The following is an 11,416-nucleotide window of genomic DNA, read 5'->3' as shown; positions in this document are numbered from 1 at the left end:
TCCGGATTCGGAATGCTCCAAGGACGGTACGTAGGCTGTAACCATTCGGATTCGGATTGGCTCAAGGAACGGTTACGGTAAGGCTGTTACATCGGATCGATGCTCAGACGGTACGTAGCTGGGTACAAKMRGGAKSCAATCTGCGAACGGGACAGGATGTAGAGTGAGGCCAGTTCTTCAGGGGTGGTGCGGTTGAGGTCGATGGGGCGTTGGAAGTACTGGAAAAGGGTTTCATAGAAGTCCTCGTATGGCACATTTTCGTCTTCCTGCTGCGCAAAAAGCTCCTGCACGAACAAGTCAAAGTCGAATGTCTGGCGTGGGTAGTCCTGTGCCTGCAGTGGCATGCAGGTGCAAAGTATCAGGAGGAAGATCGCTATACCGTGTTTCATGGCTACTCGCCATGGTCTTAAAAGATGCACTCTATACCTGAAGCCTTTTGCTATACCCTGCTTCATGTGACTTTACTTTTGGAAGGTATAGGAAAGTGATAGGTGGTGGCTTTGGCCGAGCAAAGTCGTGGAGCCAAAGGCATAGTCAACATAAAGTTGTCTTGCCCGGAAGCCAAGTCCGAAGGTAGCGCGATTGGTAAGTGTGCTGAAGCCAGAGCGCAAGGCCAGTTTCTCCTGCAGCAGCTGGTATTCTATACCTGCTTTGAAGTTGGCGGGGAAGTTAATATGCTTTTCGGTTTCGGCAAGTAAGAGGAGTTTCTGATAAGGGCGGTAGCCTAGGCCGGCTTTCATGACAGTGGGTAGCCTTTCGTCATCAAACTCGGCCAGTTTGGCCTGGTTGATATTGTAGGCATAGCTCCGAAGAAAAAGCCCGGCACGATCTCCGCCTGTCCGCCCACCGACAGCGCTACTGCCTTTCGACTGCCATAGCCCTCAACAGTCACCTGCCACAGGTCTATTTTCCCGCCCAAGCTGAACTGACCCAACTTGTGGCCTATACCTATTCCCACATGCTGCTGACTGAACAATTCGTCGCCAAAGCGGCTCATGCTCACACCGTAGTTTCCATACCTGGCAGTAGGGTATACCGCCTGTAGCGCCACCGTCGAAAAAGCCCGTACGCCAAAGCGGTTCTCGACATAAGCCCCGACCTGTGCCTGTTCCAGGGTACCTATACCTGCTACATTGTTGTTGAGCGCCCAAAGGTCAGGCAAGGTAACAGAGGCATTACCCAGTGCAGCGGCACGTGCACCCGCAGGTACATCGGCCTGCGCCTGTGCAAGGCAAGGCAGTAAGAGGAGAAGCAGGAAATTAAGTTTGTTTTGTAGAAGTTGCGTTATCCCATCCGGTTTTGTTTATAGCTAAAGTGCTATGTACGAGGGGGTAGGGAGATAGTTTGTCAGAATCCTTTTTAATCCTCAAAATCCTGATCCAAACAAAAAGGCGCTGAGGATATCCCCAGCGCCTTTGCAATTACTGACTAAAGAAAGTTTCAGCTTAGTTCTTCACTTCCACTTTCGCTCTTTTCTTGCCGTCCTTTTTCTGAACTTTCACTGATTTCTTACCTGCAGCGAGTTCAGCTTTCGCTTCTTCGATGGCGGCATTCAGCAGTTCAGTTGAACCATTGTCGCTAGGAGTGCCAGCGGCAACGCCCGCGTCAGCTGGGCCTGGGCTGTTGGTGCTCACGATCGTCATCTCGTTAATCAGGTTAGAAGCACCGGCGTATTTGTCTACCATGAACAGCACGTAGTTGGCGCTCACGTTGATGCAACGCTTGTAATCCGGATCATACACCAGGTCACCAGTCATAGCTTCCCAGTTACCGTCGAAGGCCAGACCGATCAGCTCACCGTTACCGTTGATCACCGGAGAACCTGAGTTACCACCTGTGATGTCATTGTCGGTGATGAAGTTCACGATCAGCTCGCCGTCCTTGTTGGCATAGCGGCCGTAGTCTTTCGCTTCGTACAGCTGCTTCAGTTTCGCAGGCACGATGAACTCCTCGTTGCTTGGGTCTTCCTTCTGCATCACACCTTCCAATGTAGTGAAGGTCTGATATGTCACGCCGTCGTATGGCTGATAGTTCTTAACTGAACCGTAGCTCAGGCGGATAGTAGAGTTCGCATCCGGGTAGTATACCTTATCCGGGTTCATCTGACGCAGACCGGCTACATACAGGCGGTTCGCACGGGCCATTTTGGCGTTGCTCTCAGCCAGTTTAGGCGCGATGTTCTGCTGGTAGTTCTCCATGATGGAATTTACCAAAGAGAAAGCCGGGTCATTAGCCAGTTGTTTCTGTGTAGGGTTGTTCAAAAACTGCTCTACCTTCTGCTTGTTCACCACAAACGAGGTGCTGTACACATGGTCGGCCAGTTTGTTGAAGTCGCCTTTGTACTTGGCTACCATCTGCTTGAAAGCCTCTGGCTGCTGGTCTTTGGCAATGTCTTCATGGTAGTACTTCATCATGGCGGCAAACACTTTCTTGTCAGTAGCCATGTTATAGTCTTTGAAGAAAGCGTCAGCTCTTGGCTTCAGGTCCTCGGCTGCTTTTTTAGCGGCATCAGCGTTACCTGATTTCAAAGCATTGAAAACCGGCGTCATGCGGTAAGCGAACAGTAGGGCTTCCGTGCCCAGTACCGCTTCGTTCAGGTATACGCTGCCTAAGTTATACTTCTCGATCTCTTTATAAGCCTCGTTCATGTCATTCAGGGCGCTGCCATACATGGCTTTGCGATCTGCATTGGCATCGGCCCAGGCCTGGAATTTCTTCTCGTCCGCACGCTTGCCTTCTACAGTCTTCATGCGCTTGATGCCTTCATTCTGACCGATAGAATACTTGTAGTAGTTGGCAGTTGAAGCATACTTAGAGGCATACTGGATGCGGGTAGCGTCGCTCTTGTCCATGTCTTCTTTCCACAGAGCCAGTTTCTTGTCACGCAGTTTAATGCGCGATTTGTTTAGCTGCTCTACATCAAGAATTAAACCCTCAGAAGTCATGAAACGCTTCGTACGGCCCGGAAACCGAATACCATGGCGAAGTCGTCCTGTTCTACACCGCCAATGTTGATCGGCAGGTGGTGCTTTGGCTTGTAAGGCACGTTCTGAGCAGAATACTCAGCTGGTTTGCCGTCCGGTGCCATGTACACGCGGAACATCGCGAAGTCACCTGTGTGGCGCGGCCACATCCAGTTGTCGGTGTCGCCACCAAACTTACCAACGGCAGATGGAGGCGTGCCCACCAGGCGCACATCGTTGAAGCGCTCGTAGATGAACAGGTAATACTCATTTCCGTTGAAGAAGTCGCGCACGTAAGACACGTAGCGGCCATTCTCACTGGCTTCCTTGGCGATTGCCTGCGCGCGCTGCGAGGCAAGCTGCAGACGCTCTTTCTCAGGTGTGTTGTTATCAATACCCTCCAGCACTTTGGCAGTCACATCGTCCATACGCACCAGGATGTCCACGAACAGGCCTCGTTTGGAAGTTCCTGCTTGCGGTCCATGGCCCAGAAGCCATTGGTCAGATAGTCTTTCTCAGGGGTAGAGTGTGACTGGATCTGTCCGTAACCACAGTGGTGGTTGGTCAGCAACAGACCTTCGGCAGAGATGAACTCACCCGTACAGAAGCCGCCGAACTGCACAATGGCGTCCTTGAGGCTGGAGTTGTTCACGTTGTAGATTTCTTCGGCAGTCAGCTGCAGGCCTTTTTTCTGCATGTCAGCGTGGTTCAGGCGCTTGATCAGCATCGGCAGCCACATACCTTCGTCCGCTTTGGCGAAGGGCACGCAAAGCGAAACTAAAAGAAGGAGTGAAAGGATTCTTTTTAACATGAAATTTTGTTTAGATTAGTTAAACTGTGACAAAATTATTTAAAAATTGCGTTACCTAACAGTTGTTCGGCAAATAAAACGCACCAAAACCGTACCATGACCTGGCTTTTTAAAAAAACTATTGCTCGCACTCCTTTGGGTATACCGCAACATGATTTCCCCTCTGAAGCCAGCCACTTGCCGTTATACGCCGACCTGCTCAGCCTATGCACTTGGTGCCGTGAATAAGTATGGACCTTTTAAAGGCGGTTGGATGGCGCTCAAGCGGATTGGACGGTGCCATCCGTGGGGTGGGAGTGGTTATGATCCGGTGCCGTAGTTAAGAACCCGCAGGCTGCCTGAAGAATATAATATGTAATAAACCAGTTATCGCTATTAGCTCTGCTTTTATTTTGTTAAACTGCAGTCTGTTCGGCAATTCAGCCACAGCCTAGGTTTATAATACATTTATCAGCATAGGCCATGATTATAAGATTAATAGAGTCTAACGGCTCTGTGAAAGCTTCCATTCCACTTGTTGACATTAAACGTGTCGAAACCCGTACGCTAAACTTTTTCGGTGAAAGTACACACAACCTGTACCTTTTCATGGGGGAGGAGGGTGATGAGTATTTTATGCTGCTCACTTATTTGTGCCCCATCCATATGGAAAAGGCAGGACGTAATTTACAAGGCCTGATCAGGCAGGCGGCGCAAGATAGTCCTACTGTCGGGGAAGTTGTGTTTGAGCTACATCCCGACGCAGCACCGGCCACAGGTTTAACTCCAGATGTTGCCCATCCCTAATAACCTGCGATAGCAGTCATAAAGCAGGCCAATCAGGTAAAATTCAGAAAGAAGATTTCGGGAGATAGCGGAGCATCTGCTTGACCATTGATTCGGCTGTGCTGGCGTAGTCCTCCTCGTATTTTTTCATTAGCTCTTCGCGGCTGGTCTTTTCTCCTTTGGCCTGTTTCTCCCACAGCACCGAAAGCGAGGCATAGGGAGGCAGTACCATACCCACTGCATTATAAAAGTTACTGATGTTGGCAATGATGTGCTGCGCACCGTCAGAGTCGCCCGTTATCACAATGCCACCTACTTTGCCCTCTAGTCTGGATTTTTTGCCTTCTAAGATTTCATCGTGCAGCTCGTCGAGTCGCTCGATCACCCGCTGTATCTCTGACGATTGGTTGTTCCACCAGATCGGTGTGGCAAATACAATAATGTCGGCAGCGAGTATCTGTTGCAGTATACCTGGCCAGTCGTCTCCTTCGCCCATATCGCTGTAAGTGCCTGCCAGAATGTTATGCTCAACCAGCTTGACGATGCTGCAGTCAATGTTCTGCTTCTTAAAGTATCCTGCCAGAAACTCGGACAGAACCTCCGTATTGGACATACCTTCTTTTTTTGAGAGTGCCTAGTAAAATGAGTGCTTTCATACTCTGCTTACTCAGAACAACTTCTGTATGTTTGGCTTTGCAAGGCCTTCTAACTGAAAATCAAGGTATGGATGAGGAGTTACAGCTTATTCGCAATCTTAATCAGCGTTTGAAATAACGTACTCGGACTGCTGGCCTGGTTGATAGCTCCTGTTACAAACGCACTTTTGGCAGGTATGTAAAAAGCTGCGGTGCCCGTAGAGCCGCAGTGGCCAATCAGGTCAGGTATGGCTTTGAAGGGCGAAAGGAGGCGGGGTGTGTAGAATTTCTGTATGCCGATACCGTACTTGAACGGGAAGAAAATGCTGTTCCATTGCTCGAGCTCCTGCAATCTGTTTTTCGGGTAAAAATGACCGCTAAAGAAGGCTTTCAGAAAAGTCATCAGGTCCTGCGTCGTGGAAACGATGTCGTACCGGGAGGAGGACAGGTATAGCGGCAGGCTGACCTGGTGACTTTTGTGATAAAAAGGGCTGAACGTCCTGCTCTCTTGCAGGCTGATAACATGGGTCGTGGCCATACCTAACTCTTTGAAAACAGCAGTCAGGATTTGATCCAGTGGCTGCGCCATTACCGACTCCAGTATCCGCCCCAGCAACTTGAAATTGGTATTTCCATAACTGGCCTTGCCTGGCTGGCCAGGAGCGAACTTCGTGCGCATTTGTTTTACCTGCTCTATGGTTTTTTCAAGTGGCCAGGCGGCGTCCTGGCTGCTGAGCAGCTCCTCCATCAGTTTTGGCTGCCCCGGACGCTTGTCTATGAGGTAGCAGGGCAGACCGGATGTCTGGGAGATGAGGTGCCTGATCGTCAGTTCCTCTGCATAATCCAGACTCTTGTATACATGCAGCCCCTGCATCAACCCGGCAGGCAGGTATGCCCTGATTTTATCTTCCAGCTAAGTCTGCCATCTCTTACAAGCCGGAGCGTCACAGCAGCCACTATCATTTTGTTGACGCTCGCGATGTAGAAGGGAGTATCCGGCTGCATGTTGCCAGCAGCGCTCATCAGTGAAAATGAGCCATCGGCAGCCTCCACCCGAAAAGCGGCGCCGTGGATGTGTTTTTTTGCGGCAGTACTCGCTACGATTCGGTCGAGTGCTTCCTGGGTTAGGTTTTTCATAGTGCAGATAAGTATGAAGCTGCAAATGAACAGAATTTCGGGGTAATTTTTTATACCTGTCCGGAAAGAGCAAAAGCTACTGTAGCGTAACAGGCATGTCGAATACTTTTTGCTCTTTGCTTTCCGTGAAGCCAGTTTTCTGGTAGAAAACATGAGTGTCGGTTCGTGCGGTATGGCAGCGTACCCGTAGTCTCCCAACTGACTGGTCAGCAGCCCACTCGTTTACCTTATGTACCAGCTGCTGCCCTATACCTTGACGACGAAAATTCTGATCCACGACCAGGCCACCGATCTCCACAAATGGCTCTGACTCCAGGCGAAAGGTATGGAAGCCATGTATCCAGCCGACTATCTGATCAGCTTTAATTGCTACAAATCCGCAATGCTCTTTTCGGGCCAATACCTGGCCTATTCGCTGCTCCATTTCCTCTGCCGACACGTTATAGCCAAACTGTTGGGAAAGGCTGGCAAGGGCGCCTGCATCTGCCGGGGCAATTTTTCTGATTGTGATGCTCATTGTGTTTTATTTTACCACCTCCTTCATCCACGCGCTGATCGTCTCCAGCGCCACAGGAGCCATTGTCTCTTCAATGGTGGCATACTCGCCGGGCAAGCCGGTGTCAGCCGTCTGGAAAATGTGGTTGAGGCCTTGCAGCTCTTTAATGGTGTAGCGTTTGTTGCCAGCGGCTTTCAAGGCTTTTTCGGTGGCGGAGAGATTGGCTGCAGCAGCTACTTGCAGGTCTTTGCTGCCGTTGAGGGCGAGCACGGGCATTTTCAGCTGGCGCAGGGCAGGGGCTGGGTCGTAGGCCAGGAAGTGCCGAGCCCAGGGTAGGCTCAATTGCGCTACAATGGCATTCTCCGCTTCAGGGCTCAGCTGCAGCTGTTTTATTTCCTGCTCCGTCATACCGGCTTTTGCTTCCTGTTCGAGCGCTCTTATCTTTTGGCTGGCTGCGTACACATCGGCTTCCGTTGCGGCGGTTTCGAACTGCGCGCGTCGCAGCTTCAGCAGTTTCTGCAGCGTTTCTTCAGGTATGCCCCCTTTTTTATAAAGCGCTTCATTTTGCTGCACGAGCAGCTCAACACCCGGCATGGCACTGCCAGCCAGCAGCACTACAAAGGCTACGTCTTTGTTAGCGGCGGCAACACTACTCGCTATCAGAGCGCCCTCGCTTATACCTAGTAGGCCCACCTTTTTAGGGTTCACGGACTGGTGTGCCTTCAGAAAGGTATAGGCAGCTTGTGCATCTGAGGTAAAGTCCTGGGTAGTAGCCATCGTGGGATTTCCTCCCGACTTGCCTGCACCACGGTCGTCGAGGCGCAGCACGGCAAAGCCTGGCGGGTGAGGTGGTCAGCCAGCACCAAAAAAGGCTTGTGCCCCATCAAGGTCATATCACGGTCCTGGGTGCCGGAGCCGGTAAAGAGGACCACAGCCGGGTGCTTGCCCTTGCCTTCAGGTATCGTGAGCGTGCCTGCCAGTGTGATGCCTGCCGCCTTGTTCTCCACGGTCACTTCCTGCTCCTGGTAAGGGTACGGCTTTGCTGGCGTCTGCGGGCGGCGCACTTCGGCTGCTTCCCCTTTGGTCAGGGCTAGCGGGAAGGCCATGCCACTCTGCTTCCAGTGCCCTTCCATGGACTCCGGGCCAGTCCGTTTGCCGACGTATTCGATGCCACCGGAAGGTATGCGCAGGTATAGGCTGTCCCGGGTGAGCTCAGCCTCAGGTATAGCCATGCCCTTGACCCCCTGCAGCGGGATGTCCATGGTAGCAGTGAGTTGCCCGCTTTCTGTGCTGCTCAAGTGGAAGACTATCGTGATTTTATTGCCGCCTGCCTGCAGGGTGCCGTTCCAGCTGCCATCAAGTTGGCCGGGTGGTGTCTGCTGTGCCATGGCGGTGTTAAAGAGTAGTAGCGTCAAGCAAAGGATAAGGGCTAATTTGTTCATGCTATACCTGTTGTGTGTGGATAAATGCTTTGCGCGGATAAGTCGCCGGCTTATGACTGCTGTCTTAACCTTTGTTCTTTTCGATAGATTGTGAATGAGTAGATGGTTGGGATCAGGACAACAAGCGCTATAATGGCGATAAAGAAGATATGCTCTAATCCGGGTATGGGTAGAGCCCCCAGCAGAATCAGCAGTATCCCCCCGATGATCCAGAGGATGCCACCCAGCCGGTGCGTCTTGCGCCATACCTGTTCGCTCTCCAACGTCCAGGGTGTGCGGATGCCGATGAAGTAGTTGGGCTTCACCGCCTGGAAGTAATTGCCGAGCGCTACCAGCAGCGCTCCGATCAGGATAAACAGGCCGTTAGGCTTGAAGGTATCCGAATGAAGCGATGTGTGAATGAGGAAGATGCAGAGCGCCGCCATGAAAGAGATCAGTATAAAGCGCAGCTGGTGGTACTTACCGCCCATGGATTTCAGTTTTCCCTTCGGGTCGATGTACGGCACGGCCAGCAGAATAAGATTGAGCAGAGCCGTCGTGCCCACTACTATAAGGATCATGGTTGACTTCCCTGCCCAGCCATCGGCCTCACCTTTCAGGTTGAAGTGCACCGGCACTTGCTCTGGCATACTGTTCCAAACCACCGCCAGGTATACCAGCGGAATGCAAATGATCACCCAAAGTATGATCTCTCGGGTCAGGTTTTTGGTTTTCATGCGTCTAATCTTTAAGCGTGATGATCCATTTCATAATGTCGTCCAGCACCGTGGTGTTAAGCGAGTAAATCACAAACTGCCCTTGCTTCTGAGAAGTGACCAGCTCGGCCTGGCTCAGAATGTCAAGATGGTGCGAAATGCTGGGCTTGGTGATATGAAAAGCCTCTGCAATGTCGCCAGCCGTCAAATCCTTCTCCTTGAGCAGGTTGAGGATCTCTCTGCGGGTTTGATCATTGAGTGCCTTGAATACTTTGTTCACGTTGCTTTTAGGTATTTAGATAAATATCTAAATATTATACGAAAATGCAAAATATTAGTCAGATAATTATTGCGCTTGCGATGCAGCACCTGTTTATGAGATTGTGTAACTTCGGTTTTCAGAAAGAAACCATGCAAGCACCTGACCATACTTTAAGCGCTAACTCAGTCAACCTGGTACTGCACGTGCTCACGCTGCAGGGGCAGGATGCAGCGGCCTTATGTGAGGTGGCAGGTATAGACTCAGACCAGTTACAGGATGTGCATGGTCGTGTTACCATTGCCCAGATGGTGGCGCTCTGGCAGGCAGCTGTCAGGGCCACTTCCAATCCTGATCTGGCACTGCATGTGGGCGAGGCCCTGAACCCGACCTCGGCAGGTATCATCGCCTATGTGATGATGAACGCCCCAACCCTGCACGAGTCGCTGCGCAAGCTCTGCAAGTACCAGGATATCGTGTGCGAAGGTATACGGACCAGTCTGCAATTGCGGGGGCAGGAGGCGCATGTGCTGCTGGAGGTCATAAGTCCGGCATTGCGCGAGCCCCGGTATGCGATCGATTGCGAAATGGTGATCTATAAGAATGCCTTCGAGGCTCTGATCGGGCAGGAGCTGCCACACAGCAAAGTCATGTTTGCTTACCCACTGCCTGACAGCATTCGGGAGCATCGTCGCCTGTTCGGGAAAACTACAACCCTGGAGTTCGATGCTGCCTACAGCGGCTTCGTGTTCGAGGCGGATTGGCTGCAGAAGCCGGTGGTCAGTGCCAACCCTGAGCTGAACCTGCTTTTTGAACAGTATGCAAACGAGTACCTGCAGCGCTTGCGTGAACCGCGCTCGCTGACAGAGCGGGTGCAGCGCGAACTGGCCCGGCAACTGAAAGGGGAGGAGCCTAATGTGACCAGCGTGGCCCGCAGTCTGGCCCTGAGTGTGCGCTCATTACAGGCAAAGCTAAGTGAAGAGGGAACTACATACCAGCGTGTGCTGGACAGTGTGCGGCAGGAGCTTGCCAAGCAACACCTCAGGAGCGGACACCATACCGTGGCAGACGTGGCCTACCTGCTCGGTTTCTCTGAGCCAAGCGCTTTTAGCCGCTCCTTTAAGAAGTGGACCGGACTCCCGCCGCAACTCTACCGGCAAAGCTTAGCTGAGGCCTGACTCAGGCTTTGAATTGCTTAAAAACTATGTTCAGCCATTATTTTTTATTAAATTAGCGGAATCGCATATTTTACCCAGCTAATACCCGTGCTCCGATCAAAACCTTTTTTTTATTCTGTTTTTCTGTTCATCACACTAATACTGGCAGGCGGATGCGCTGAATTTGACGAGTCCGCCGATAACAAGGCAGAAACTACTCCCGATTATGTGGCTAGTGTAGATGAGTGGCACCAGGAGCGGGAGGCAAAGCTGAAGGCACCAGACGGCTGGCTCACTTTGGCGGGCTTGTTCTGGTTGCAGGAGGGCGATAATACCTTCGGCAGCGGGCCTGACAACACGCTGACTTTTCCGGAAGGCAAGATCTCGGGTAAGGCTGGCGTGATCACGCTGAAAGGCGACACAGTAACCACCAGCATCAACCCGGGAGTGGAGGTATTGTTAAAAGGGCAACCAGTGCGTGAGGCGCTGCTTTATACCTCCGGCATGGACTCAGTGCCCAAACTGACGCACGGTACGCTGACCTGGTTTGTGATCAAGCGAGGTGACAGGTATGGCATCCGTCTCCGTGACCTGCAGAACGACGTCCTGGTGCACTTCAAAGGTATAAAGCGCTTCCCTGTGAAGGCAGACTGGCGTGTTATGGCCAGCTTCGTGGCACACCCCACCCCGAAGCAGATCGCCATTACCAACATGGTTGGGCAAACGTCTATGCAGGACTCACCAGGTACGCTAATTTTCACGCTGAACGGGCAGCAGTATCAGCTGGACGCGCTGTGGGAAGGGGAAGAACTCTTCATCATCTTTGCTGACAAAACAAACGGCATCGAAACCTACGGGGCAGGCCGCTATCTCTATGCGGCCAAGCCGGGGCCAGATGGCACTACAGTGCTTGACTTTAACAAAGCCTCGAACCCGCCCTGCGACTTTGTGTCCTATGCAACCTGTCCGCTGCCTCCGCGACAGAATTTTCTGCCCATTATGATTGAGGCAGGAGAGAAATCTTACGGTGAGTATTAGGCTGCCTTCTCGCTTGGT

At 51.8% G+C, this 11,416-nt stretch carries 13 protein-coding genes and 2 pseudogenes; 4 read left to right on the top strand and 11 right to left on the bottom strand.

Annotation, left to right across the window (positions count from 1 at the left end):
* Positions 1-86: 86 nt before the first annotated feature.
* From O71_RS00380 to O71_RS00370, 4 genes and pseudogenes are all read right to left on the bottom strand, one after another.
* The gene (locus O71_RS00380) at positions 87-455 is read right to left on the bottom strand and encodes a hypothetical protein (RefSeq protein WP_192811615.1); all 369 of its coding nucleotides are present in this window, start codon (positions 453-455) and stop codon (positions 87-89) included.
* A 6-nt stretch (positions 456-461) separates the two neighbouring features.
* On the bottom strand, positions 462-740 hold the full coding sequence (locus O71_RS21210) for a hypothetical protein (protein ID WP_051017658.1): 279 nt from the start codon (positions 738-740) through the stop codon (positions 462-464).
* Complete coding sequence (locus O71_RS21205) at positions 737-1,162, bottom strand: hypothetical protein (RefSeq protein ID WP_051017657.1); 426 nt, start codon at positions 1,160-1,162, stop codon at positions 737-739. The genes O71_RS21210 and O71_RS21205 overlap by 4 nt, the downstream gene beginning before the upstream one ends.
* 283 nt (positions 1,163-1,445) lie before the next feature.
* Positions 1,446-3,774, bottom strand: a pseudogene (locus O71_RS00370) (S46 family peptidase).
* Between the two features lie 121 nt (positions 3,775-3,895).
* On the opposite strand from O71_RS00370, the gene yidD reads away from it, so the two are divergent.
* Both yidD and O71_RS00365 read left to right on the top strand, forming a co-directional pair.
* On the top strand, positions 3,896-4,093 hold the full coding sequence (gene yidD / locus O71_RS22370; RefSeq protein WP_007652077.1) for a membrane protein insertion efficiency factor YidD: 198 nt from the start codon (positions 3,896-3,898) through the stop codon (positions 4,091-4,093).
* A 176-nt stretch (positions 4,094-4,269) separates the two neighbouring features.
* Positions 4,270-4,560, top strand: coding sequence for a hypothetical protein (locus O71_RS00365; RefSeq protein ID WP_155800394.1), 291 nt, complete (start codon positions 4,270-4,272; stop codon positions 4,558-4,560).
* Positions 4,561-4,603: 43 nt separating this feature from the next.
* Here O71_RS00365 and O71_RS00360 read toward each other — a convergent pair whose 3' ends face one another.
* The 7 genes and pseudogenes from O71_RS00360 to O71_RS00335 form a co-directional block, all read right to left on the bottom strand.
* On the bottom strand, positions 4,604-5,152 hold the full coding sequence (locus O71_RS00360) for a flavodoxin family protein (protein ID WP_007652073.1): 549 nt from the start codon (positions 5,150-5,152) through the stop codon (positions 4,604-4,606).
* 122 nt (positions 5,153-5,274) lie between these two features.
* Positions 5,275-6,311: pseudogene (locus O71_RS00355) on the bottom strand (serine hydrolase domain-containing protein).
* 76 nt (positions 6,312-6,387) lie between these two features.
* Positions 6,388-6,828 carry a GNAT family N-acetyltransferase gene (locus O71_RS00350; RefSeq protein WP_007652071.1) on the bottom strand — a complete coding sequence of 147 codons (441 nt, stop codon included), beginning with the start codon at positions 6,826-6,828 and terminating at the stop codon, positions 6,388-6,390.
* Between the two features lie 6 nt (positions 6,829-6,834).
* Entirely contained in the window at positions 6,835-7,635 is an 801-nt protein-coding gene (locus O71_RS22955) for an alpha/beta fold hydrolase (RefSeq protein ID WP_081490408.1), read from the bottom strand.
* The gene (locus O71_RS22950) at positions 7,530-8,249 is read right to left on the bottom strand and encodes a hypothetical protein (RefSeq protein WP_155800390.1); all 720 of its coding nucleotides are present in this window, start codon (positions 8,247-8,249) and stop codon (positions 7,530-7,532) included. The genes O71_RS22955 and O71_RS22950 overlap by 106 nt, the downstream gene beginning before the upstream one ends.
* 50 nt (positions 8,250-8,299) lie before the next feature.
* A complete protein-coding gene (locus tag O71_RS00340) occupies positions 8,300-8,965 on the bottom strand; it encodes an SdpI family protein (RefSeq protein ID WP_007652069.1) in 666 nt (221 codons plus the stop codon).
* Between the two features lie 4 nt (positions 8,966-8,969).
* Positions 8,970-9,224 carry an autorepressor SdpR family transcription factor gene (locus tag O71_RS00335; protein ID WP_007652068.1) on the bottom strand — a complete coding sequence of 85 codons (255 nt, stop codon included), beginning with the start codon at positions 9,222-9,224 and terminating at the stop codon, positions 8,970-8,972.
* Between the two features lie 95 nt (positions 9,225-9,319).
* Here O71_RS00335 and O71_RS00330 point away from each other — a divergent pair, with 95 nt between their 5' ends.
* Both O71_RS00330 and O71_RS00325 read left to right on the top strand, forming a co-directional pair.
* On the top strand, positions 9,320-10,381 hold the full coding sequence (locus tag O71_RS00330; protein ID WP_192811614.1) for an AraC family transcriptional regulator: 1,062 nt from the start codon (positions 9,320-9,322) through the stop codon (positions 10,379-10,381).
* 87 nt (positions 10,382-10,468) lie between these two features.
* On the top strand, positions 10,469-11,398 hold the full coding sequence (locus tag O71_RS00325) for a DUF1684 domain-containing protein (RefSeq protein ID WP_007652066.1): 930 nt from the start codon (positions 10,469-10,471) through the stop codon (positions 11,396-11,398).
* Positions 11,399-11,416: the final 18 nt, after the last annotated feature.

The sequence above is a fragment of the Pontibacter sp. BAB1700 genome, assembly GCF_000277005.1.
Lineage (GTDB): Bacteria > Bacteroidota > Bacteroidia > Cytophagales > Hymenobacteraceae > Pontibacter > Pontibacter lucknowensis.
This window is presented reverse-complemented; position numbering and strand designations above follow the sequence as displayed.